The sequence below is a fragment of the Streptomyces sp. NPDC048001 genome, from assembly GCF_043203115.1.
Lineage (GTDB): Bacteria > Actinomycetota > Actinomycetes > Streptomycetales > Streptomycetaceae > Streptomyces > Streptomyces sanyensis.
In genome coordinates this window covers 142,936-163,482 of record NZ_JBIDBN010000006.1, presented here as the reverse complement: position 1 = coordinate 163,482, position 20,547 = coordinate 142,936, and the positions used below count along the sequence as shown (strand labels likewise).

19 protein-coding genes are annotated in these 20,547 nt (G+C 73.5%); 6 read left to right on the top strand and 13 right to left on the bottom strand.

From position 1 onward, the window contains the following. Positions 1–74: 74 nt before the first annotated feature. Positions 75–935, bottom strand: a complete 861-nt coding sequence (locus ACGF15_RS13050; protein ID WP_392798551.1) for a Cof-type HAD-IIB family hydrolase — start codon at positions 933–935, stop codon at positions 75–77. A gap of 135 nt (positions 936–1,070) precedes the next feature. Beyond that, the gene (locus ACGF15_RS13045; protein WP_345612283.1) at positions 1,071–1,964 is read right to left on the bottom strand and encodes an LLM class flavin-dependent oxidoreductase; all 894 of its coding nucleotides are present in this window, start codon (positions 1,962–1,964) and stop codon (positions 1,071–1,073) included. 251 nt (positions 1,965–2,215) lie between these two features. Between ACGF15_RS13045 and ACGF15_RS13040 the strand changes: the two genes are divergently transcribed. Both ACGF15_RS13040 and ACGF15_RS13035 read left to right on the top strand, forming a co-directional pair. Further along, entirely contained in the window at positions 2,216–2,377 is a 162-nt protein-coding gene (locus ACGF15_RS13040; protein WP_392798548.1) for a hypothetical protein, read from the top strand. A gap of 99 nt (positions 2,378–2,476) precedes the next feature. Next, positions 2,477–3,637 carry a hypothetical protein gene (locus ACGF15_RS13035; protein WP_392798545.1) on the top strand — a complete coding sequence of 387 codons (1,161 nt, stop codon included), beginning with the start codon at positions 2,477–2,479 and terminating at the stop codon, positions 3,635–3,637. On the opposite strand, the gene ACGF15_RS13030 is transcribed toward ACGF15_RS13035, so the two are convergent. The 3 genes from ACGF15_RS13030 to ACGF15_RS13020 form a co-directional block, all read right to left on the bottom strand. After that, complete coding sequence (locus ACGF15_RS13030) at positions 3,607–4,191, bottom strand: RNA 2'-phosphotransferase (protein WP_392798838.1); 585 nt, start codon at positions 4,189–4,191, stop codon at positions 3,607–3,609. The genes ACGF15_RS13035 and ACGF15_RS13030 overlap by 31 nt on opposite strands. Before the next feature lie 101 nt (positions 4,192–4,292). After that, complete coding sequence (locus tag ACGF15_RS13025) at positions 4,293–5,348, bottom strand: MerR family transcriptional regulator (protein ID WP_392798542.1); 1,056 nt, start codon at positions 5,346–5,348, stop codon at positions 4,293–4,295. Continuing rightward, positions 5,345–7,180: an SDR family oxidoreductase gene (locus tag ACGF15_RS13020; RefSeq protein ID WP_392798539.1), complete on the bottom strand. Its 1,836-nt coding sequence runs from the start codon at positions 7,178–7,180 to the stop codon at positions 5,345–5,347. Before ACGF15_RS13020 ends, ACGF15_RS13025 begins: the two co-directional genes overlap by 4 nt. Before the next feature lie 366 nt (positions 7,181–7,546). On the opposite strand from ACGF15_RS13020, the gene ACGF15_RS13015 reads away from it, so the two are divergent. The 4 genes from ACGF15_RS13015 to ACGF15_RS13000 are packed head-to-tail and all read left to right on the top strand — an operon-like array spanning position 7,547 to position 11,128. Then, entirely contained in the window at positions 7,547–8,521 is a 975-nt protein-coding gene (locus tag ACGF15_RS13015) for an ABC transporter ATP-binding protein (protein ID WP_345612495.1), read from the top strand. Between the two features lie 41 nt (positions 8,522–8,562). Continuing rightward, positions 8,563–9,483 carry an ABC transporter permease gene (locus tag ACGF15_RS13010; RefSeq protein ID WP_392798835.1) on the top strand — a complete coding sequence of 307 codons (921 nt, stop codon included), beginning with the start codon at positions 8,563–8,565 and terminating at the stop codon, positions 9,481–9,483. Next, entirely contained in the window at positions 9,480–10,391 is a 912-nt protein-coding gene (locus ACGF15_RS13005) for an ABC transporter ATP-binding protein (protein WP_392798537.1), read from the top strand. The genes ACGF15_RS13010 and ACGF15_RS13005 overlap by 4 nt, the downstream gene beginning before the upstream one ends. 17 nt (positions 10,392–10,408) lie before the next feature. After that, positions 10,409–11,128 (top strand): ABC transporter permease, encoded by a 720-nt coding sequence (locus tag ACGF15_RS13000; RefSeq protein ID WP_345612499.1) that lies wholly within the window; start codon positions 10,409–10,411, stop codon positions 11,126–11,128. A 390-nt stretch (positions 11,129–11,518) separates the two neighbouring features. Here ACGF15_RS13000 and ACGF15_RS12995 read toward each other — a convergent pair whose 3' ends face one another. The 8 genes from ACGF15_RS12995 to ACGF15_RS12960 all read right to left on the bottom strand — a co-directional run bounded on the left by ACGF15_RS12995 (position 11,519) and on the right by ACGF15_RS12960 (position 20,470). Next, positions 11,519–12,331 (bottom strand): HAD family hydrolase, encoded by an 813-nt coding sequence (locus tag ACGF15_RS12995; RefSeq protein WP_392798534.1) that lies wholly within the window; start codon positions 12,329–12,331, stop codon positions 11,519–11,521. Continuing rightward, entirely contained in the window at positions 12,328–13,605 is a 1,278-nt protein-coding gene (gene serS, locus ACGF15_RS12990; protein ID WP_345612298.1) for a serine--tRNA ligase, read from the bottom strand. Before serS ends, ACGF15_RS12995 begins: the two co-directional genes overlap by 4 nt. A 580-nt stretch (positions 13,606–14,185) precedes the next feature. After that, complete coding sequence (gene pheA, locus ACGF15_RS12985) at positions 14,186–15,127, bottom strand: prephenate dehydratase (protein ID WP_345612300.1); 942 nt, start codon at positions 15,125–15,127, stop codon at positions 14,186–14,188. A 170-nt stretch (positions 15,128–15,297) separates the two neighbouring features. After that, on the bottom strand, positions 15,298–16,527 hold the full coding sequence (efeB, locus tag ACGF15_RS12980; RefSeq protein ID WP_345612302.1) for an iron uptake transporter deferrochelatase/peroxidase subunit: 1,230 nt from the start codon (positions 16,525–16,527) through the stop codon (positions 15,298–15,300). Positions 16,528–16,534: 7 nt separating this feature from the next. After that, the gene (locus tag ACGF15_RS12975) at positions 16,535–18,559 is read right to left on the bottom strand and encodes a copper resistance protein CopC (RefSeq protein ID WP_392798530.1); all 2,025 of its coding nucleotides are present in this window, start codon (positions 18,557–18,559) and stop codon (positions 16,535–16,537) included. A gap of 23 nt (positions 18,560–18,582) precedes the next feature. Then, positions 18,583–19,026, bottom strand: coding sequence for a copper chaperone PCu(A)C (locus tag ACGF15_RS12970; RefSeq protein WP_345612501.1), 444 nt, complete (start codon positions 19,024–19,026; stop codon positions 18,583–18,585). Between the two features lie 5 nt (positions 19,027–19,031). Next, the gene (locus ACGF15_RS12965) at positions 19,032–19,694 is read right to left on the bottom strand and encodes an SCO family protein (protein WP_392798528.1); all 663 of its coding nucleotides are present in this window, start codon (positions 19,692–19,694) and stop codon (positions 19,032–19,034) included. 32 nt (positions 19,695–19,726) lie between these two features. Further along, complete coding sequence (locus tag ACGF15_RS12960; protein ID WP_392798525.1) at positions 19,727–20,470, bottom strand: YcnI family protein; 744 nt, start codon at positions 20,468–20,470, stop codon at positions 19,727–19,729. Positions 20,471–20,547: the final 77 nt, after the last annotated feature.

Genomic DNA, 20,547 nt, shown 5'->3' with positions numbered 1-20,547 from the left:
CCGGCGGAGGCCGGGGACGCGGTCGGCGGGCGGCGCCCCGCCCCGTCCCGACCGGCCCGCCGGGGGCGGAGGACTCAGGCGCGCCGGTCGAGCCGGGTGAGGATCCGCTCGATGACGGCGGCGACGCCGTCCTCGTTGTTGTCGACGGTCCGGCCGGAGGCGGCCGCGGTGACATCGGGGTGGGCGTTGCCCATGGCGTAGGAGGTGCCGGCCCAGCTCAGCATCTCGATGTCGTTCGGCATGTCGCCGAAGGCCACGACCTCGTCCGCGGAGATGCCGCGCTCCGCGCAGCACAGGGCCAGGGTGCTGGCCTTGCTCACGCCCAGGCCGCTGACCTCCAGCAGCGCCGTGGGGCTGGAGCGGGTGATCGAGGCGTGCCCGCCCGCTGCCGTGCGCGCCAGAGCCAGGAAGCCGTCCGGGGTGAGGTCGGTGTGGTGGGCGAGGAGCTTGAGCACCGGGGTGCCCTCGCCGGGCCGCCCCTCGTGGAGCAGCTTCTCCGCGGTGGCCACCGTGGCGCCCGGGTCGAGGTGGAAGGGCGGGTAGGCGGGCTCGTAGTGGATACCGGTGGCCAGCTCGACGGCGAACGAGGTCCCGGGCGCGGCGTCCCGCAGGGCGCGCACCACGTCGAGCGCGGTGAGCCGGGCCAGGTCGCGGACCTGGACGAGTTCGCCCCCGGCGTGGAGGTCGACGACGGCCGCGCCGTTGGCGCAGATGGCCAGGCCGTGGCCGTGGACGTGCTCGCTGACCACGTCCATCCAGCGGGCCGGGCGGCCGGTGACGAAGAAGACCTCGATCCCGGCGTCCTCGGCGGCGGCCAGGGCCGCCACCGTCCGGTCGGAGACGGACTTGTCGTCGCGCAGCAGTGTGCCGTCCAGGTCCGTGGCGATGAGCCGCGGCATCGTGGACTGGGGCAGGGGATCGGTCGCTGAGGTCACCCGATCATTCTCCCGCACCGCGTGCACGTGCGTGCGAGGGGGCGCACATGTGAGTGGGCACACGGTGACGCAGAGGCCCGGGCCGCTCCGGGCCCGATCCCGCCGGTCGGCACGGGCCCGGAGCGTGCGGCGCGCTCAGCGCAGCTGGGCTGGGGCCTCGGCGGCGATCTTCTCGAAGACGGCCTGGTCCGCTGCGAAGTCGGATTCGGGGATCGGCCAGTGGACGGCGAGCTCCGTGAAACCGAGTTCCCGGTGGCGGCCCGCGAAGTCGACGAAGGCGTCCAGGGACTCCAGGGGACGTCCGCGGTCCGGGGTGAAGCCGGTCAGCAGGATCCTGTCCAGCTCGCCCGCGTCCCGCCCGATCTCCGCGCAGGCCGCGTCGAGCCGCTCGGCCTGTCCGCGCAGGGCTGCCACCGACTGCTCCGGGGTGCCCGTCTCGTACAGCTTCGGGTCGCCCGTCGTCACCCAGGCCTGGCCGTGCCGGGCGGCCAGCCTCAGCCCGCGCGGTCCGGTCGCCGCCACGGCGAACGGCAGCCGCGGCCGCTGCACGCAGCCCGGTATGTTCCGGGCCTCCTCCGCGGTGTAGAAGGCCCCCCGCTGAGAGACGGCGCCCTCGGTGAGGAGCCGGTCGAGCAGCGGCACGAACTCGGCGAAGCGGTCCGCCCGCTCGCGCGGCGTCCATGCCTCCTGGCCGAGCGCGGTGGCGTCGAAGCCGTTGCCACCCGCGCCGATACCCAGGGTGACCCTGCCGCCCGAGACGTCGTCCAGCGAGATCAGCTCCTTGGCGAGCGTCACCGGGTGCCGGAAGTTGGGGGACGTCACCAGCGTACCCAAGCGCATACTCTGTGTGACCGTCGCCGCGGCTGTGAGCGTGGGGATGGCACCGAACCACGGTCCGTCGCGGAAGGTCCGCCAAGAGAGGTGGTCGTACGTGTACGCGGCGTGGAACCCGAGCTCCTCGGCCCGCCGCCAGTTCTTCTGCCCTTCGACCCATCGGTGGATGGGGAGGATCACCGTGCTCAGACGCATGACCCCGACCATACGCGGGCTGCCCGCTGCCATGGATATGGCGACGGAGCAGAATCGGGAAGCCACGCTGACGTCGCTGTGGGGGCCGCTACCGTGGCGTCATGGGCACGCTGGACAGGGCCGAGCTTGAGGCCATGATCGACGAGGCGACGGTGGACGCCTACGGCGAGGGCGAGGAGCGGACCGGTCTGTTCACCATGCTTGAGTAGTACCTCGATCTGCCCTTCACCACCACGGTTCTCGGCGTCGAGGTGACGGTTCGCGGTGTCGACCTCACGCCCGATGGCAGGATCGTCGCCCGGTGCTCGCGCGGCCGTGTCCGGCAGTCGATCGGAATCCTGCACCTGCCGCTGCCCAACCCCGCTCCCGAGGGCGCGGAGTGGATCGAGGCGTACCGCCATTGGGCCGGTTGAGGCCGGAACCTCTCACTTCCCGCGGAACTGGCTCGTACGAAAGGGCTGCACGTGGCTGAGGCCGCACAGGGCGCACATCAGGGTGCCCATGAACCGTCATTGGCTGATCTCATCGAGCGCAGCGCCGAATTGAAGGGGCGGCTGGTCACCTTCGCGCAGAGCGCCCGCTTCGACCGCTGGTTGACGCACCTCCTGCTGGAGGCCGCTGGGCCTGAAGGGCTGTTGGACGAGGGTGAGGCGATCCGGATCACCGATCACTTCATCCTTCGATACCGCCTGCCGGACGGTTCGACCGTGGTGGACCGGTTCGTCGCCGGCCGGAAGGACTTGACCAAGGCCGACCGGGAGATGCTGCTCGGCTGGCGTGACCCGGTCGAGGGCGTCTTCGAGATCCGGCGCAAGGACGGGGATGCCGTCGTCCTGCTCAACCTTGTCGACGACCTGGAGTACCGCACGTACTCGAATGCCGGACGGGCGGCGTTCCGCGGAGTGTCCGAGGGAGGATTCCTCCACACCTGCCTGGTGCCCCTCCGCCCGGCCGACGGTGCGTGGCTGGTGTCCGGGGCGATGACGAGCTATCCCAGGTCCAGCGCCACCGAGATCGCCCAAGCAGCTCTGCAACTGGCCACGCACGACCCCGAGCTGGTCTTCCGCAACCCCGAGAAGATCGAGCAGGGGTGGCAGCGGATGAGGGAGGACCGTGCCGCGTTCGTCGAGTTCTGCGGTGGCGACGAACTGGTCCTTCCGCCTGCCGAAGCCGAGGACCTCCTCAATGCCTTCTACCGCCACCGCCAACAGGCCGCCGTCGCCGCACAGCCCGGCCGTGCCCGGCGCAGGCGGCTCCCCGGACTGGACCTGCCCCTCTTCGAGCTGCCGTCAGAACTGGCGGACTCGGACACCGTCGGCGTCATCTACGACCAGGTCGACGGGCTCAACTTCTACGCCGACTACGGGATGCTGCGGGACCTCTTCGCGGATCCCGCGCTCACGGGTCGCAGACAGCACCAGGATCTGCTGCGCACGTACCTGCGCGAGGAGTCGATCACGCCACTGCCGATCCGCCGGCTGGCCGCTGCTCACCCGGAGACCGTCGACGCGGTGTTCCGGAAGCTCCTGCGGAAGCCGGGATTCAGCTGGAGTGAGCACGGTGACGCGCTGCTGCGCCGGCGTAAACCCTGGTACTACGAGAACGCCCCACGCCCCGGTGTGTCCGTGATCGGCGACCGTCTTCACGAGCTGCTCGGTGCGGGACGCCGCTGAGCTCGTAGGTGGAGCTCCGGGAAGGTGAGGTGCCCGGCCGGGACGGAGGCCGTGAGCCACACACCGTTGGTGCTCACGCGGAAGACATGGCCCTCTCGGTGCAGCGCCCCGGCCCGCACCGTGAGGACGATCGGGCGGCCCCGGCGCGCCCCCACGCGCAGCGCGGTCTCCCGGTCCGGGGAGAGGTGGACGTCGTGCCGGGCCATCGGCCGAAGCCCCTCCGCCCGGATCGCGGCGAGCCGGGCGGCGACCGTACCGTGGTAGAGGTACTCGGGCGGCTCGGCGGGCGGGAGGTCCAGATCGACGCGGACCGTGTGCCCCTGTGCGGCGCGGATGCGGTCGCCGTCCACGGTGAAGCGCCGCTTGTCGTTGACGGCCACCACATGGTCGAGTTCGGCACGGGTGAGGGGGAAGCCGTGCGCGGCGGCCGCGCGGAGCAGGGCGTCGACGGGCACCCAGCCGTGCGGATCCAGGGTGAGACCGATGCGCTCCGGCCGATGGCGCAGGTGCCTGGCGAGGTACTTCGAGACCCGCACGGTGCGATGGGTGCCGATCTCCGGCGGGGGTTCCGTCTCCGGTGCCATGGCGACAGGATGCCCCGAGACCGAGGACCCCGCCATCGAAAATCGCAGCCCACAAGAGGTTTGATCCACAGTCAATTCGACTTATCCACAGGATTCTTGGGTTGCCTGTGGACAACTGCCCTCTGCTTTGCGCCTGATTGGCCAACATCATCTGTGGACAGAGGGTGTTGATCAACAGCCCCTGTCCCACCGGCGGGAGGGAGCAGGGCGTCCAGCAGCCGTGCACGCAGCTCCCGTTCGGCGGAGGCGGCGATGAACTCCGCCGCCTCCTGGCTCCCAACCGCCCGCTCCACGGCCGCGACCGTCTCGGCCGGAAGGGCGACGGCCCGGCTCGCCGGAGGTCCCGACCCGGGGCCCGCGGCGGTCTCCCCGGCCAGGTGCCGCGGAAGGTCGCGGGTGGCCAGCATCCGCATGGCCCGGGCCAGTTCGGCGTCCACGGTCCTGCGGGCGAGCGGCCTGAGGCGCCGCACCAGCCCGGCCGCCTCGGTGGCCTGCTCGTCCGTCGGCGGACCGTCCGCCAGGAAGCGCCCGAAGACGTGCTCCGTGGTGAACTCCAGCAGTCGCGCGGCCAGGTGCTCGACCAGCTCCCGAACCTCCGCCAGCTGCACGGCGATCGCGGTCAGGGGGACGCCCGCCGCATGCAACTCGACCGCCACGGACAGCTCCTGGGGGCTCGGTACCCGGAAGGCGTCCGGCTCCCCCGGGATGCGCTCCAGCACGCCGAGCCGCAGGGCCTGCGCGATCAGCGCCCCGTGCGACCCGGCGCCGAAGGCCTCGGCCAACTCGGCCCGGGTGACCCGCCCTTCCTCCTCCTCGCTCCAGGGGCCCGCCACCTCCGCGGCGAGCCCCAGCACGCCGCCCAGGCCCCGGCCCTCGTCCCAGGCGTCGAGCAACTCCTTGATCGACGCGAGGGTGTAGCCGCGGTCGAGCAGGTCGGCGATGCGCCCCAGGCGGTCGAGGTGCACGGCCCCGTACAGGTTGGACCGGCCCCTCCGCTCCGGCCGGGGCAGCAGCCCGCGGTCCTGGTATCCGCGGATCGTGCGGGCCGTGGCCCCGCTCAGCCGCGCCAGGTCGTCGATCCGGTAGCCGAATCCCTCCCCGGCGGCCGGACGCCCGCCGCCGCTCACAGCGGAGGCCGCAGGCGGGCGAGCCCGCGCAGCGCCTTGGGCGCGAGGCGGGACAGCAGCCGGGCTCCGTGTGCCTCCGGCGTCACCGGGACCACGGCCCGGTCGCGCAGGACGGCGTCGAGCACGGCCTCCGCCACCTTCTCCGGTGGGTAGTTGCGCCTCCCGTACCACTGCGTCGACCTGCTCCGCCGCCGCTGCTGCTCCTCCTCGTCCGTGCCCGCGAAGCGCGTGGTCGAGGTGATGCTGGTGTTCACGATCCCCGGGCAGATCGCGGAGACGCCGATGCCCCGGTCCGCGAACTCGGCGCGCAGGCACTCGCTGAGCATCAGCACCGCCGCCTTGGAGGTGCTGTAGGCGGGCAGCGTCCGCGAGGGGAGGAAGGCGGCGGCCGAGGCGGTGTTGACGATGTGGCCGCCCTGCCCGCGCTCCACCATCCTGCGCCCGAAGAGCCTGCATCCGTGGACGACGCCCCAGAGGTTGACGTCCAGCACCCGCCGCCACTCCTCGGGGCTCGTGTCCAGGAAGGAGCCGGCGAGGCCGATGCCGGCGTTGTTGACGAGCACGTCCACGACTCCGTGCTCGGAGGTGACCCGTTCGGCGAGCTTCTCCATGGCCTGCTCGTCGCTCACGTCCGCGGTCTCGGCCCACGCCCCGGCCGCTCCCGCGGCCCGCGCCTCGTCCGCCGTGCGGACGGCGCCGTCCGCGTCGCGGTCCACCGCCACCACGCGGGCGCCCGCGGCGGCGAAGGCGAGGGCCGTGGCCCGTCCGATGCCGCTCGCCGCACCGGTCACCAGGACCAGCTGCCCGCCGAAGCGCCGACCGTACGCGTCCCGGGGCGGGGCGGCGGCGCGCTCCCTCCCGGCGGCGCGCTCCGTCCCGTCCGCGCCCGTCCCGCTCGCGCCCGTCCCGTCCGCGCCGGGGCCGCCCGGTTCGTGCGCCTCCGCGAAGTCGCCGATCCAGCGGGCCAGCAGGTCGGGCCGGGTACGGGGCGCCCAGTGGCCCGCGGCCAGCGTGCGCCGCGTCAGCCGGGGCACCCAGCGGTTGAGGTCGTCGTAGAGCCGCTCGGACAGGAAGGCGTCACCGGCAGGGGTGATCAGCTGCACCGGCACATGGGCGTGGGCGTCGGGCCGCGGACGGCGCAGCCGCGCCCGTACGTTGTCCCGGTACAGCCAGGCGCCGTGGGCGGCGTCCTGCGGGAGGGAGGCGGTCGGGTAGGAGCCGGCGGGAACGCCCTCCAGCCGCTCCAGCACCCCCGGCCAGCGCCGGCCCAGCGGGCCGCGCCAGGCGAGTTCCGGGAGCACCGGGGTGTGCAGCAGGTACACGTACCAGGACTTGACCCCCTGGCCGAGGAGCTGGCCCGCCGCGCGGGGGGTGGGGCGGCGCGTCCGCCGCTGGATCCAGTGGCCGAAGTGGTCCAGCGAGGGGCCCGAGACGGAGGAGAAGGAGGCGATGCGGCCCTCGGCCCGCGCGGAGGTGGCGAACTCCCACCCCTGCACCGAGCCCCAGTCGTGGCCGACCAGGTGCACCGGCCGCCCGGGGCTCACCGCGTCGGCGACGGCCAGGAAGTCGTCGGTCAGCTTCTCCAGCGTGAAGCCGCCGCGCAGCGGGTTCGGCGCGGTGGAGCGGCCGTGTCCCCGTACGTCGTAGAGCACGACGTGGAACCTCCCGCAGAGCCGGGAGGCCACCTCGGACCAGACCTCCTTGCTGTCCGGGTAGCCGTGCACCAGGACCACCGTGGGCCGCGAGGGCTCGCCCAGCTCGGCGACGCGGAGTTCGACGCCCCCGGTGCGTATCCGGCGCTCCCGCGCCTCCTGAAGACCGCTGCCGCCCACCCGTCCGTCCTCCTCCTGCCGGACGCCCCGCGGGGGTCCGGCGGTTCGACGCCCCGGTCCGGGCGCCCCGTGCGGGAGGGCGCGGGCGACCGGCGCGGGTGGCGCGGGGGGACGGCCGTCCGTCTCCGCCGGGCCACGATCCGTGATCTGCCACTGATGAATGTGACAATGCCCGGCGGCCACGTCAAGGGTGCCGTCCGGGTCTCCCCGCGGGGCACCGGGCACCGCGGGGCGCCGCGCCCCGGAGGGCGCCCCCCTCTCAGGTCGCACGGCCCCTACGGGGCCCTACCCCTGGAGTCGGACACGGGTCGGTCCACGAGGCTGACGTCAGCTGTGGCGCGCGCCACTAGCGTCGACCCCGTGACTGTGATCGCGACCGAAAGCCTGAGCAAGCGGTTCCCCCGGGTGACCGCGCTTGACCGGCTCTCCTTGGACATCGGCCCCGGTGTGACCGGCCTGGTGGGCGCCAACGGAGCCGGCAAGTCCACGTTGATCAAGATCCTGCTGGGTCTGTCCCCGGCGACCGAGGGCACCGCCGCCGTGCTCGGCCTCGACGTCGCCACCCGCGGCGCCGAGATCCGCGAGCGGGTCGGGTACATGCCGGAGCACGACTGCCTGCCGCCCGACGTCTCGGCCACCGAGTTCGTCGTCCACATGGCGCGCATGTCGGGCCTGCCGCCGACGGCCGCCCGGGAGCGGACGGCCGACACCTTGCGGCATGTCGGCCTCTACGAGGAGCGGTACCGCCCCATCGGCGGCTACTCCACGGGCATGAAGCAGCGGGTGAAGCTGGCGCAGGCACTCGTCCACGACCCGCGGCTGGTGCTGCTGGACGAGCCGACCAACGGCCTCGACCCGGTCGGCCGCGACGACATGCTGGGCCTGATCCGCCGTATCCACACGGAGTTCGGCATCTCGGTCCTGGTCACCTCCCACCTCCTGGGCGAGCTGGAGCGGACCTGCGACCACGTGGTCGTGATCGACGGCGGCACCCTGCTGCGCTCCAGCTCCACCCGGGACTTCACCCGCACCACGACCACCCTCGCGGTGGAGGTCACCGACTCCGACGCCCACCCCGACGGCACGGCCGCCCTGCGCGGGGCGCTCCTCGCGGCCGGGGTGCGGCCGCACGAGGGCGAGGAGCAGGGCCTGCCCGGAGCCGGCCACATCCTGCTGCTGGACGCCGGCGGCGAGGAGACCTACGACCTCGTCCGCGACACCGTCGCCGAACTCGGCCTCGGACTGGTCCGGATGGAGCAGCGACGCCACCACATCGCCGAGGTGTTCCGGCCCGGGACGCCGGACGCGGAGGCACGGACCATGGAGGTGCAGACCCCGTGACCCCCCAGACCCCCGGGCCCGCCCGGACGACCGGGGCACCTCTGCCCTCCGGGGCGTCCCACGCCCCCGGGAGCGCGCAGCCCCCCGGCAGCACCCGGATCCACGACATCGGCTACCGCCACTACGACGGCCCGCGGCTCGGCCGCTCCTACGCCCGCCGGTCGCTCTACACGCAGTCGCTGCGCGGCGCCTTCGGGCTGGGGCGCTCGGCGAAGTCCAAGGTGCTGCCGATGATCCTCACGGGGATCATGTGCCTGGTCGCGGCGATCATGGTCGCCGTGGCCCTCGCCGTGCCCGGCAGCACCGAACTGCCCATGGAGTACACCCGCTTCGCGATCGTCATGCAGGCGCTGATCGGGCTGTTCCTGGCGGCCCAGGCGCCCCAGTCGGTCTCCCGGGACCTGCGCTTCAAGACGGTGCCGCTCTACTTCTCCCGGCCCATCGAGCGCGCGGACTACGTGCTCGCGAAGTTCGCCGCGATGGCCTCCGCGCTGTTCGTGCTCACCGGGGCGCCCCTGGTGATCCTCTACGCGGGTGCGCTGCTCGCGGAGTTCGACGTCGCGGACCAGACGAAGGGATTCGCCCAGGCCGTGGTCTCCGTGGCGCTGCTCTCCCTGCTCTTCGGCGGGATCGGGCTCGTGCTGGCCGCCCTCACCCCGCGCCGCGGCTTCGGTGTCGCCGCCGTCATCGCCGCGATGACCATCACCTACGGTGCCGTGACCACCGTGCAGGCCATCGCCTTCGAGTCGGGCTCGCCCGGCGCGGTGGAGTGGCTGGGACTGTTCTCGCCCGCCACGCTCGTCGACGGCGTGCAGACCGCGTTCCTCGGCGCCACCTCCGCCTTCCCCGGCGGGCAGGGGCCCGGCGCGGGCGTCGGGGCGGTGTACCTGGCCGTCCTCCTCGCCCTGGTCGCCGGCAGCTACGCCGTCCTGATGCGCCGCTACCGAAAGGTCGGACTGTGACCACCATCGACATCGCCAACGCCTCGCGGTGGTTCGGCAACGTCGTCGCCGTGAACGACGTGAGCATGAGCATCGGACCGGGGGTCACCGGTCTTCTCGGGCCCAACGGCGCGGGAAAGTCCACCCTGATCAACATGATGGGCGGCTTCCTCGCCCCCTCCACCGGCGCCGTGACCCTGGACGGGCAGCCGATCTGGCGGAACGAGGGCGTCTACCGCCACATCGGCGTGGTGCCCGAGCGGGAGGCCATGTACGACTTCCTCACCGGCCGGGAGTTCGTCGTCGCCAACGCCGAACTGCACGGGCTGGACGGCCGGGCAGCCGCGCGGGCCCTCGCCACCGTGGAGATGGAGTACGCGCAGGACCGCAAGATCGCGACCTACAGCAAGGGCATGCGCCAGCGGGTCAAGATGGCCTCCGCGCTGGTCCACGAGCCCTCCGTGCTCCTGCTCGACGAGCCGTTCAATGGCATGGACCCGCGCCAGCGGATGCAGCTGATGGACCTGCTGCGCCGGATGGGAGCCGACGGCAGGACGGTGCTGTTCTCCTCGCACATCCTGGAGGAGGTCGAGCAACTCGCCTCGCACATCGAGGTGATCGTGGCCGGGCGGCACGCCGCGAGTGGCGACTTCCGCCGCATCCGGCGCCTGATGACCGACCGGCCGCACCGCTACCTGGTGCGCTCCAGCGACGACCGGGCGCTCGCCGCCGCCCTGATCGCCGACCCCTCCACGGCCGGCATCGAGGTGGACGCGACCGAGGGCGCCCTGCGCATCCAGGCCGTCGACTTCGGCCGGTTCACCGGGCTGCTCCCCAGGGTCGCCCGCGAGCACGGCATCAGGCTGCTGTCCGTCTCGCCGTCCGACGAGTCGCTCGAATCGGTCTTCTCGTACCTCGTAGCGGCCTGAAAGGACCTGTGACCACGATGTACAACCCCACGGTCGCCCGGCTCACCTACCGGGCCGTCCTCGGGCGGCGCCGGGCCGCCATCCTCTTCGTGCTCCCGGCGCTGCTGCTGCTCCTCGCCGCCGCGGTGCGCGGCTTCCACGGCGCCGACGACCAGGTCGCCGCCGACCTGCTGGGCGGTTTCGCCCTGGCCACGATGGTGCCCCTGATCGGCGTCATCGCGGGAACGGGCGCGATCGGGCCGGAGATCGACGACGGCTCGATCGTCTACCTCCTCTCCAAGCCGGTGAAGCGCTCCGAGATCATCGCCACCAAGTTCACGGTGGCCCTCGCCGTCACGATGGCCTTCTCCGCGCTGCCGACGCTCCTCGCGGGCTTCATCCTCAACGGAAACGGCCAGCAGGTCGCGGTCGCCTGCGCGGTGGCCGCTCTGGTCGCCTCCTTCGCCTACAGCGCGCTGTTCCTGCTGCTGGGCACCGTGAGCCGGCACGCGGTGGTCATCGGCCTCGTCTACGCCCTGGTCTGGGAGTCGCTCTTCGGCAGCCTGGTACCGGGCGCACGGACGCTGAGCGTCCAGCAGTGGTCGCTGGCGCTGGCCGAACGCATCGCCGGGGAGGGGCTGTTCGGCTCCGACGTCGGGATGGCGGCGGCCGTGTCCCTGCTCGTGGGGGTGACGGTCGCGGCGATCTGGTACGCGGGCAGCAGGCTCCGCAGCCTGACCCTGGCCGGGGAGGAGTAGCCCGGCCGACCGGGAGCAGCCCGCCCGGCACCGCCCGGCACCGCGGGGCGGTGCCGGGCGCGTTCGTGGCCCCGGACCCGCCGCGGGACCGGGCAGGAGGTGGCGTGCCCGGAGCCCGGGCCGGATATTCGGTGGAGCGCGGACGCCCGCCCGCGGCACAGTGGTCCCACCGGTGGAAGCGGCCCGTGCCGTGCCCACCGGAGGGACCGGGAGCGGAGCACGCCGGCGGCACGGATGTCGAGTCCCCGCCGGACGCGCTCCCGACGGGGCGGGCCGGGCAGGCCGCGGCGTGGCGGGAGCCACCGGCCGGGTGCCGCTCGGCGCTCCGCCCGGGGGCGGCCGCTTCGAGCGCGCATCCGCGCGGGCCGCCCCCTCCCGGAGCCCTGCCGCTCAGCCGGTGAGCAGCTCCTCCAGCACCACCGCGATGCCGTCGTCTTCGTTCGAGGCGGTGACCCGGTGCGCCACGGCCTTGAGGGTGTCGTGCGCGTTGGCCATCGCGACCCCGTGGGCGGCCCAGCCGACCATCGGGATGTCGTTGGGCATGTCGCCGAAGGCGATGGTGTCCGCCGCGCGGAGGCCGAGGCGGCGGGCGGCCAGCGAGAGCCCCGTGGCCTTGCTCAGCCCGAGCGGCAGGATCTCCACCGTCCCGGGACCGGCCATGACGACGTCCACCAGGCTCCCCACGGTCGCCCGGGCGGCCTCCGCGAGCGCGTCGTCGCCGAGCGTGGGGTGCTGGATGTAGATCTTGTTGAGCGGGGCCGCCCACAGCTCGGAGGGCTCCCGCATCGGCACGTAGGGCAGCGGCCCCTCCTGGGCCCGGTAGCCCTCGCCGATCAGCACGTCCCCGTCCAGCCCGTCGCGGCCCGCGGCCAGCAGCAGGGGGCCGACCTCGGCCTCGATCTTGGCCAGGGCGAGCCCCGCCAGCTGGCGGTCGAGGGTCACGGAGGTCAGCAGGCGGTGCTCGCCCGCGTGGTACACCTGCGCGCCCTGGCCGCAGACCGCGAGGCCCTGGTAGCCGAGGTCGTCCAGGATGTGGCGTGTCCAGGGCACCGCGCGGCCGGTGACGACGATGTGCGCCGCGCCCGCCGCGGTGGCCGCGGCGAGCGCCTCGCGGGTGCGCTGCGAGACGGTGTCGTCGCCCCGCAGCAGGGTCCCGTCGAGGTCGGTGGCGACGAGCCGGTAGGGGAAGCTGCCGCTGCTCACCGGGAGATCGGCTCCAGCACCTCGCGGCCGCCGAGGTAGGGGCGCAGCACCTGCGGCACCCGCACGGACCCGTCGGCCTGCTGGTGGTTCTCCAGGATCGCCACGATGGTGCGCGGGACGGCGCACAGGGTGCCGTTGAGCGTGGCCAGCGGCTGGACCTTGCGGCCCTCGCGCATGCGGACGGAGAGGCGGCGGGCCTGGAAGCTGTCGCAGTTCGAGGCGGAGGTCAGCTCGCGGTACCTGCCCTGGGTGGGGATCCACGCCTCGCAGTCGTACTTGCGGGAGGCGGACGCCCCGAGGTCGCCGGTGGCGACGTCGATCACCTGGAAGGGGAGTTCCAGGGAGGTCAGCCACTGCTTCTCCCACTCCAGCAGCCGCTTGTGCTCGGCCTCGGCCTCCTCGGGGGCGACGTAGGAGAACATCTCCACCTTGTCGAACTGGTGGACGCGGAAGATGCCCCGGGTGTCCTTGCCGTAGGTGCCGGCCTCGCGGCGGTAGCAGGGCGAGAAGCCCGCGTAGCGCAGCGGGAGCGCGTCCGCGTCGAGGATCTCGTCCATGTGGTAGGCGGCGAGGGGGACCTCGGAGGTGCCGACGAGGTAGTAGTCGTCCTTCTCCAGGTGGTACACGTTCTCCGCGGCCTGGCCGAGGAAGCCGGTGCCCTCCATGGCGCGCGGGCGGACCAGCGCCGGGGTCAGCATCGGGGTGAAGCCGGCCTCGGTGGCCTGGGCGATCGAGGCGTTGACGAGGGCCAGCTCCAGCAGGGCGCCCACGCCGGTCAGGTAGTAGAAGCGCGAGCCGGAGACCTTCGCGCCGCGTTCGACGTCGATGGCGCCGAGGGCTTCGCCGAGTTCCAGGTGGTCCCTGGGCTCGAAGCCCTCCGCTCCGAAGTCGCGGACGGTGCCGTGCGTCTCCAGGACGACGAAGTCCTCCTCGCCGCCGACCGGGACGTCCTCGTGGACCAGGTTGCCCAGCCGGAGCAGGAGGCGGCGGGTCTCCTCGTCCGCCTCGTTCTGCGCGGCCTCGGCGGCCTTGACGTCGCTCTTGAGCTGCTCCGCCGTGCCGAGCAGCTCGGCGCGCTCCTCGGGGGAGGCCTTGGGGATCAGCTTGCCGAGCGACTTCTGCTCGGCACGCAGCTCGTCGAAGCGGACGCCGGAGGACCGCCGCCGCTCGTCGGCGAGGAGCAGGGCGTCGACGAGGTCGACGTCCTCTCCACGGGCGCGCTGGGACGCGCGGACTCGGTCGGGGTCCTCACGGAGCAGGCGAAGGTCAATCACCCCACCAGGCTACCGGTGCCGACTCGGGCCCCCGCACCGGATATTGCCGTGCGTGTCGTTTTGTCCTTATTGATCCCCTTGATAAAAAGCCGCGGGGAAAGCGGCTGCCGAATGGGGGTGCAGGTGCGCCCCTGTACGGGCCGCCTCCGGCGGCCTCCGCCCGGGATGACGGGGGCCGCTGTCCACAGGAACGGCAAGGACGGCAAGGGTTATCCACAGGCTGTGTGAAGACCCTGTGGATTCTGGAATTGATCATTCCGAAGTTGTCGGGATTGCCATTGGATTAGCAGTTCAAACCCCATTCGCCCACTCATTCGGGTGGGAAATTCTCCCCTTGCGGGGGTGATCGGTGGAATTGGGTCGACGGGGGCGCCCCGCGGGCAGGTGGCGCCCCAGGCGTCGAGGGTGGCCCACTGAGCCGATTTGTCGACCCTGCGACGATCCGCTGTCGACTTGTCCCCAGGTCGAGAAGCGAGCCTGTGGATAAGTTCTGTGGACAAGAAAAGTCAGCCCGTAGGACCGGGGTGCGGGCCGGCCGGGGGATGCCGCGAGCCGGAGACCCCGCCGCCGCCCGCGCGGCTCAGGCCTCCGCGCGGCCGTCCTGGCAGCGTGCCAGCCAGTCGGACGCGGCCGTGAACTCCGCGTCCGAGGTCCCGGCGCGCAGCGGCCGCACATCCTGCCGGGCCACCCCCGCCCGCGGGTAGGACCCGAGGAAGCGCACCTTCGGGCAGATCCGCTTGAGCCCCATCAGGGCCTCGCCCACCCGCCGGTCCGCGATGTGCCCCTCCGCGTCCACGGCGAAGCAGTAGTTGCCGATGCCCGCGCCCGTGGGCCGGGACTGGATCAGCATCAGGTTGACCCCGCGCACGGCGAACTCCTGCAGCAGCTCCAGCAGCGCGCCGGGATGGTCGTCGCCCAGCCAGATCACCACGGAGGTCTTGTCCGCCCCGGTGGGCGCCGACGGCCGGGCCGGGCGCCCCACGAGCACGAAGCGGGTCTCCGCGTTGTCCGCGTCGTGGATCTGGGTGACCAGCGGCTCCAGGCCGTAGGTGGCCGCCGCGAACTCGCCCGCGAACGCCGCGTCGTAGCGGCCCTCCTGCACCAGCCGGGCGCCGTCCGCGTTGGAGGCCGCCGACTCCCACTGCGCGTCCGGCAGATGGGTGCGCAGCCAGTTGCGCACCTGGGGCTGGGCGACCGGGTGGCCCGTGACGGTCTTGATCTGCGACAGCTCGGTGCCCGGACGCACCAGCAGCGCGAACGCGATCGGCAGCAGCACCTCGCGGTAGATCATCAGGGGTTCGCCGGCGGCCAGCTCGTCCAGGGTGGCCGTCACCCCGCCCTCCACCGAGTTCTCGATGGGCACCAGCGCGGCCGCGGCCTCGCCCGCGCGGACGGCGTCCAGTGCCGCCGGCACGGACAGCATGGGGACGAGTTCGCGCGTGGCGGCCTCGGGAAGCGTGCGCAGGGCAGCCTCGGTGAAGGTCCCCTCGGGGCCCAGGTACGTGAAGCGCGTGGCGGACATACCGTCACCCTAAGGCCTGTCCCCGGGTCCCCGGCGGGCGTACGAGGACGGCCGCGGCACCTCGCCGCGTCCCCGCGCTCCGACCCGCACACCCGGTACGACGACGGCGGCGGCCCGTGGCCCCGTGCCGCCCCCGCCCCGCCTCCGCGGCCCCCGGCCGCGGGGCGCCCTCAGCCCTCCAGCAGCCGCTGCCCCACGTACTCGCCCTCCGCCGCGCCGGGCGGCACGGCGAACAGCCCGCTGGCCTCGTGCCGGATGAACGCCGAGAGCGCGTCGCCCCGGTCCAGCTTGCGCTGCACCGGGACGAAACCCCGGAGCGGATCGGCCTGCCAGCACACGAACAGCAGCCCCGCGTCCGGGGCGCCGTCCTCCCCGGGCCCGTCGTGGTACGAGAAGGGCCGCCGCAGCATCGCCGCACCGCCGTTCTGCTCCGGCGCGGAGATCCGGGCGTGGGCGTTGGCGGGGATGACGAGCGAGCCGTCCGGGCCCACCGCCTCCAGGTCGGGCTCGGTCGTCTCGGTGCCGCCGGTGAGCGGAGCACCGTCCGACTTGCGTCGCCCGATGACCTTCTCCTGCGCGTCCGGGGCGAGCCGCTCCCAGTCGTCGAGGAGCATCCGGATCCTGCGGACCACGGCGTACGAACCGCCCGCCATCCAGGCGTGCTCGGTGTCCCGCGGGACGAAGACCCGCTGCCGGAAGTCGGGTTCGGAGGGCTTCGGGTTGCCCGTGCCGTCGATCTGACCCATCAGGTTGCGCGCCGTCATCGGCTGCCCGGTGGCCCCCGGGGAGCGGTTGAACCCGCCCATCTCCCAGCGCGGCCCCGCCGCCTGCCCGGCCGCCCGGCGGATCGCGTGCAGCGCGTGGAAGGCGACCAGGGCGTCGTCGGCCCCGATCTGGACCCACAGGTCGCCCTCCGAGCGCTTGGGGTCGATGCGGTCCGCGGAGAACACCGGCAGCGGGTCGAGCTGCTCGGGGCGGGCTGCCGTGAGCCCGGTGCGGTCGAAGAAGCTGCGGCCGAACCCGAAGGTGACGGTGAGCGAGCACGGACCGGCGTCCAGCGCGACACCCGTGTCGCCGTCCCCGGCGGGCCGGCCGGCCATCAGCTCGGCGGCCAGCGCCGACCAGCGCCGCATCAGCGCCGCCGCCTCCCTGCGCCCCGCCCCGGGGGCGAGATCGAAGGCGGCGAGACGGCCGTGGGACTGCTGGCGGTCGGTGATGCCCGCCTGGTGCTCGCCGTGGAAGGCCACCGAGGTGGAGCCCACGGTGCTCAGCGCCGTCGGGGAGCCGGCGGCCGCGGCATGGCCCAGCGCGCCGCCCCCGGCACCGAGGACGAGTCCGGCCGCACCGGCGGCGCCCGCGGTGCCGAGCAGGCGCCGCCTGGAGATGTCTGTGTCGCTCACGGGTGGTTCAGCCGATCTCGATGGTCTCGTCGACGGTGGTCTGGTCGATGTCGGAGGTCCGCACGGTGACCTTGATCTGCCAGTCGCCCGGCATGGGGATCTGCACGCTGCCCGCGCTCCAGTGCCCGGCCGAGAGCTGGTCCGGCGTGATCGGCAGCGGGCCGATCTCCTTGGCCTTGAGCGTGAAGGACACCTTCAGCTCGGGGGCGTCCAGCGGCTTCCCGTCGGGGGTCACGGCCCAGACGTGCATCTCGTTGGACCCCGCCCGGGCCGGGTCCAGGGTGAGGCGCACCGTTCCCTCGCCCCCCTCGCCGCCGGTGTCGAAGGGAAGCTCGACCTCGGTGGGCCCGGCCGGTGCGGCGGGGGCGGCCTGGACACCGGAGGCCGCGGCGGCCTCCTGGGTCCGGCCCGGCTCGGTGGAGGTGAGCGCCGTGGTCACCGCCAGCAGGACCGCCGCCACCCCGGCCTCCACCAGCACGGAGCGGCGCAGTCCGCTGCGCTCGGCGTCCGCGTCGCGGACGCGCTTGCGGGCGGCGGCCGCGACGGCGGCGCGCTGGCGCTCCAGCTGCGCCGCGCGCCGGGCCTCGGCCGGGGGGGTGCCGTCCCCGGCGGCCGCGCCCCCGGAGCGCCCGCCCTTGCCGGTGCCCTTGCCCGGGGTGCCCTTGCCGGAGGTCTTGCCCGGGGCGCTCATGCCTGCGGTGCCCTTCGCGCCGGTGTCCGGCCGGGGGTCCGTGAGCCGCTGCGTCCAGCGCCGGGAGAACCAGGCGACGGCCACCAGGACAGCCACCAGGGCCACCTTCACGAGCAGCAGCTGTCCGTAGCGCGTCCCGGTGAGGGCCGACCAGGAGCCGACCTGCCGCCACGACTGGTAGAGCCCGGTGGCGGCGAGCACCGCCACCGAGGCGAAGGCCACCGTGGAGAAGCGCCGTACCGCCTCCCGCTCGATCGAGGGGGTGCGGTACAGCGCGGTGAGCAGTGCGGCCAGGCCGCCCAGCCACGCGGCGACGGCCAGCAGGTGCAGTACGTCCACCGGCATGGCCACGCCCGGCTGGATTCCCGTCGAGGCGTGCTCGGACAGCGCCCAGGTGCCCGCGATCCCGGCGGCGAGGACACCGCCGCCCATGGCGAGGCCGAAGGTCAGGTCCCGGCGGGCGTCGGTGCCCGGCCCGTCCTGTGCCGCCGGGCCCTGTGCGCCGTCGGCGCCCTCCGCCGAGGCCCGGGCGTACGCGCCGAAGAGCACGGCGACGAACAGCGCCGCGGCCCCGAGCAGCAGCAGCCGGGAGACGAGCGCCGCACCGGTCTTGGTGTCCAGCACGTCGCCGAGGGCGGCGAGGTCGAAGACGTCCGCGAGGCCGCCGCCGCCCGTGTAGGGGGCGCGCAGCAGCAGCATCACGAGGGTGGCCGCGGTGGCGGTGATCCACCCGCGCACGACGAGCCGCTGGACCGGCCGCTCCGCCGCCCCGCGCCGCCAGCACAGCAGCACGAACGCGCCGCCGCCGGCGAGCACCGTGAAGCCGGCGTAGGCCGCGTACCGCGCTAGGTCGTACAGCGTGCCGACGAGCCCGCCGCCGGCCTCCTGGGCGGGGAGGGCGACGGTGGTCTGCGAGGGCGCGCCGATGGAGAAGGTGAAGGCCCCGGCGACGGGGTGGCTGTCCGCCGACACGCCCTGCCACGCCACCGTGTAGGTGCCGTCCGGCAGACCGGGGTGCAGCGTCACCCCGTACACCACGCCGCCGTCCGTGCCGAGTTCGCGGATCTCGTCGGTGTCGGCGCGCTTGCCGCTCGGTTCGAGGACGCGGATGGAGTCGTCGCCCACGGCGATCTTCTCGGAGAAGGTGAGCGTGACCTCCGCGGGAGCGGTGGCCACCACCGCCCCGTCCGCCGGGTCGCTCGCCAGCAGGGCCGCGTGCGCGGCCGCCGGGGCGGCGCCCGCGAGCAGGGTGCCGAGGGCCGCGGACAGCAGCACGGCTGCCGCGAGCAGCAGGCGTACGGCCCGCCGCACGGGACGCGGGGCGGTGGTGGTGGTCGTCATGCGATCAGTCCCTCACTCACGTCTCAGTGCTCCGGGTCGTGGGTCGCCGCCTTGACGGGGACGTCCACGGTGATCGGGTCCGACTTCTCGAAGTGCAGCTCCACGGAGACCGTGTCGCCCTCCTCGGGCCGCTCCTTCAGAGCCATGAACATGATGTGGTTGCCGCCGCGTTCGAGGTCCAGGGAGCCCTCGGCCGGGATGTCGAAGGACGCCACCTCCGTCATCCGCCCGCCCTCGGTGCGGTGGATGCTCACCTCGTCCGAGATGCCGCTGGTGACCGAGGTGAGCCGGTCCCCGGCACCGCCGGTGTTCTCGACGGTGAGGAAGCCGGCGGCCATGTCCGAGACGGGCTGCGGCATGAAGGCGCCGCTCACCGTGAGCTCGGGGGCCGCGGAGGAGCCGCAGCCCGCGAGGAGCAGCGGGGCCGCCACCGCGGCGGCCAGTGCGGCGGCGGTGCGGCGGGGTATGCGCCTCACGGCTTCTCCCCCTTCACCAGCTTGGGCAGGTCCTTCGCCCAGGTGTCCGCGTCGGTGTCCTCGCCGTAGAACACGTAGCCCTGGTCGGTCTTCGGGGAGAAGGCGATGACCTGGGCGCCGTGCATCGACTCGACGGTGCCGTCGGGGTTCTTCTTCGGCGGGTCGATGCCGATGTGCAGCTCCCGTGCCCCGGCCTGGATGGTCTCGAAGTCGCCGGTGAGGCCGATGAAGGAGGGGTCGCCCGCGCTCGGCAGCCACGTGGCGAGCTCCTCGGCGGTGTCCCGCTCGGGGTCGGTGGTCACGAAGACGACCTGGAGCCGGTCCCGGTCGGCCTCGGGGAGCTGCTTCACGGCGATGGCGAGGTTGCTCATCGTCAGCGGGCAGACGTCGGGGCAGTGGGTGTAGCCGAAGTAGATCAGGGTCGGCCTGCCCTTGGTCCGCTCCCGCAGGTCGAAGCTCTCGCCGCGGGTGTCGGTGAGGACGAGGTCGGGCTTGGTGTACGGCGCGTCCAGCACGGTCGCCGCCTCGGTCTTCGGCTGCGCCGAGACCTCGAAGGCGGAGCCCGTGCCGGAGTCGTCGGTACCGCCCGTCGAGCAGGCGGTCAGGGCCAGCGCGGCGGCCGCGAGGAACGCGGCCGCCGGCAGGTACTTCTTGCGCATGGTGCGAGTGTCCCGTCGTGGGTGAGGGGGCTTCAGGCGCGGCGGCGGCCGGCGAGGACGCCGAAGGCCACGCCGGCGGCGCCGACGGCGATGCCGACGCCGCCGAGGATCCGGGCGGTCGGGTCGCTGGTGTCACCCGCGGCGGCGGCCTGCTCCGCCTCGGCGCCGTGCGAGCCGTCCTTCCCGTCCTGCTCGTCGTGCGCGGCGGTGTCCGCGGAGCCGCCGCCGTGGTGGTCGCCGGTGGCGGCGGACAGGGCCAGGACCGGGGCGGGGGCCTCGGGCTCCTCGCCGCCCTCGACCGGGGCCTCGATCCAGCGGACGACCTCCTTGTTGTCGTAGGTCTGGACGGCCTTGAAGACCAGCTGGTCCGCGTCCTCGGGGAGGCGGCCCAGGGACACCGGGAACTGCTGGAAGTAGCCGGGCTCGATCTTCGAGCCGTCGGAGGTCCAGGTGACCTTGGTGACGGCCTCGGTGATCTGCTTGCCGTGCACCTCCAGCGGCTTGTCGAGGGTCTCCTTGGTGATCTCGACCTTCCAGCCGGGCACGGCCTGCGGCGTCACCGAGGACAGCGGGTGCTCGGCGGGCATGGAGACCTCGAGCTTGACGGTCGAGGCCTGGTCCCGCTCGTTGGGGACCTTGAAGTTGACGGTGGCGTAGCCGCCCTTGGCGGCCTCGCCCTGCGGCTGGACGGTGACGTGCGCGAAGGCCGTGCCGGAGAGGGCGAGGACGGAGACGGCGGCGGCGGTGGCGGTGGCGGCGATACGGGAAACGTTCACGGAAGAGCACTCCACGGTGGGGAGAAGGCGGGATGTGCCGCGCGCGGACGCGCGAGGGCACGGCGGCTCCGCTCCCG